Origin of the sequence: Thermogutta sp., assembly GCF_014359955.1 — a bacterium.
Taxonomy (GTDB): domain Bacteria; phylum Planctomycetota; class Planctomycetia; order Pirellulales; family Thermoguttaceae; genus Thermogutta.
Window position 1 is genome coordinate 1 of record NZ_JACIYL010000898.1, and the last position, 1,664, is coordinate 1,664.

General features: G+C 57.6%; 1 protein-coding gene. It reads right to left on the reverse strand.

Annotated features, from left to right (window positions below; genetic code table 11):
• Nucleotides 1–148: 148 nt before the first annotated feature.
• Nucleotides 149–1,664, reverse strand: a 1,516-nt coding sequence (locus tag H5U08_RS18020; protein ID WP_297036301.1) for a type ISP restriction/modification enzyme, incomplete at its 5' end; no start/stop codon positions are given.

A 1,664-nucleotide genomic window follows, 5' to 3' on the forward strand; every position in this document is an offset into this window, starting at 1 on the left:
GGTGTTCCAAGGGCGATTCGTGAATCGCCCCTACCGGTGAGCGCTCGTCGTGCCCAGGCAAAGGCCCTGCGCGTGAAAACATCGGCCAAAGTTTGGAGAAAACACGATGAACGGCGAAGCCGACCAGAAATGGGCGTGACAAATCTGCTCACCCGCACGAATTCTTGCACCCACGGCCCAATGACAGAACCTTGCTTTCCACGCCGGGGTAGACCTGGTCGATTTGCTGTTGGATGTCCATGGTTCGGGCAATCGCCTCGGCGATGCGGATGTAGCGGACGGGATCGTCCATGTCGCGGCCCTTGCGGTCTTTCAGGTATTTTTCCAGCACCTGGTAGCCGCCGATGCGGTATTCCCACATCTCCGGCGTGATGCCCTCGAAGTATTTGTCTTTGTTGATAGCGACACGCCCCCTGGCCGCGTCGTAGCGCACGAATTCAATCCGGTCGCTGCCCTGCCCCTGGTATTTGACACCCGCTTGGGCTGGAACTTTGCGCAGCAGGTGCAGATCCATCAGTTCCTGGCCGAGCGACGCCATCTGGCGGAAAATGTCGGCGTCAGCCGTGAATGGCACGTGCGGAAAGTCAATGCGTAGTTCCTCGGCGTACTTCTGGCGGTAGGTCGGGCTGTAGAGCACGGCGTAAATGTACGCCATCACCTGCTCCGGCGTGGGCGTGAAGCCGTAGGCCGCCGCGAGTTGGGGCAAGAGCCATTCGGCCAGGTTGGGCTCTTTGGTCTGACGGAGCATGTCCGGCGCTGTCTCGGAGGGGTAGAGATAGAGGGGGAAGCAGTAGTCAATTGTCTTCAGGGAGACTGCGACATGCTCAACCAGCCGATCTGCAATAAATATGTGTTGCCACGCGCCTACGTGCTCCACTCGCCGAGGCATAACCAGCGCCACATTCTTCCCGGCCAGCATGTGATGCATGACACGCTTCACGGTGCGCCACACAACCGCATCATGGTAGAAAATGTAACGGACGTCAAATGGGCGATAGAGTACGGGCTTGACATAATTTTGTAGATCATGATCATCTATTTCTTGCAGCTTTTGCCACGCCTTGCGAATACTCCATCCCTTTTTGACGTTGATCCGGAATGCCTGATGCAACTCTTTGTCGTTTAAGTTCGAGTATTTGAAAGATCTAACACGGTTCAGAAGTTTTTTTGCGTCAAAGTCAATTACAAAATGATCCCTGGCGGTAGTCATGCCTACTCCATTGAGAGGAAAGATTTCCGTAATCCGCTGCCAGGACTGGTAGGCTTGCAGGTTTGTCGTGCTGCGGGGGATGAAGAAGTAGTAAGGCGATTGGGGTGTGAGGGGTTGCCAGGGGGTGTTGCTGAGATCGTGCTGGTTGAGCCAGTCGTATTTGGAGAGGCGCGTGCCGTAGAGGTCGGCGTGATAAACCCCACCCCCCGGCCCCCGCCCCGAACTCGGGGCGGGGGAGTCTGCTTCGGTTGGGATGGCGTCGTTTTGTGTGGCGGAACTCAGGCCGGGGGAGTCTGCTGTGGTTGGTAGCGGGTCGTTTTGTGTGGCGCAACTCGGGGCGGAGGAGTATCCTGAGGTTGGTAGCGCGTCGTTTGGCGTCGCAGGAGTCAGGCCGGGGGAGTCTGCTGCGGTCAACGACAAACAGTCCCCCTTCCCCCCTTGCGGGGAAGGGGCT